Source organism: Ruegeria sp. H6, from assembly GCF_056532975.1.
Map to the genome: position 1 here is coordinate 1 of NZ_JBQFOA010000033.1, position 1,181 is coordinate 1,181.

Below are 1,181 nucleotides of genomic sequence, written 5' to 3' on the forward strand. Positions count from 1 at the left end.
GAGGTTGATGTGATCCTCGAAGACGGGACGATGGGTCGGGCGGCGGTGCCGTCTGGGGCGTCGACCGGGGCCTATGAGGCGGTGGAAAAGCGCGATGGTGACAAAAGCCGCTATCTGGGCAAGGGCGTGCTCGAAGCGGTCGCCGCGGTGAATGGCGAGATCGCGGAAGAGCTTTTGGGCTTTGATGCGACCGAGCAGGTGGCCATCGATCAGGCGATGATCGAACTGGACGGCACCGACAACAAGGGCCGGCTGGGCGCGAATGCCATTCTGGGTGTCTCGCTGGCCGCGGCCAAGGCGGCTGCGGATTTCACCACGCAGCCGCTCTATCGCTATGTCGGCGGCACATCGGCGCGCATCCTGCCGGTGCCGATGATGAACATCATCAATGGCGGCGAACATGCCGACAACCCGATCGACATCCAGGAATTCATGATCATGCCGGTCTCGGCCCGCAATATCCGCGAGGCGGTGCGCATGGGGTCCGAGGTGTTTCATACGCTGAAGAAAGAGCTTTCAGCCGCCGGTCTGGCCACGGGTGTGGGCGATGAGGGCGGTTTTGCACCCAACATCGCCAGCACCCGCGAGGCGCTGGATTTCATTCTGAAATCCATTGAAAAGGCGGGCTATCGCCCTGGCGATGACATCCATCTGGCGCTGGATTGCGCGGCGACCGAGTACTTCAAGGACGGCAAATATGTGCTTGCAGGCGAAGGGAAAAGCCTGAGCTCGGATGAGAACGCAGCCTATCTGGCAGCGCTGGTGGCGGATTACCCAATCATCTCGATCGAGGACGGCATGTCCGAGGATGACTGGGACGGCTGGCGCGCCCTGACCGAGGCTTTGGGCGACAAGGTGCAGCTGGTGGGCGACGATCTGTTCGTGACCAACCCCGCGCGTCTGGCCGAGGGCATCGCCAATGGCTGTGCGAACTCGATGCTGGTCAAGGTGAACCAGATCGGATCGCTGACCGAGACGCTGCGGGCGGTCGATATGGCCCACCGGGCGGGCTATACCAACGTGATGTCACACCGCTCGGGCGAGACCGAGGACGCCACAATCGCCGATCTGGCGGTGGCGACGAATTGCGGCCAGATCAAAACCGGCTCACTGGCGCGATCAGACCGGTTGGCCAAATACAACCAGCTCATCCGCATCGAAGAATCCCTCGGCGAAGTCGC

The 1,181-nt window shown here is 62.3% G+C and carries 1 protein-coding gene; it reads left to right on the plus strand.

What is annotated here, in order from left to right; genetic code table 11:
- The coding region (eno, locus tag ACR0AG_RS22375; RefSeq protein ID WP_480842883.1) for a phosphopyruvate hydratase at window positions 1–1,181 on the plus strand (1,181 nt) is incomplete at both ends.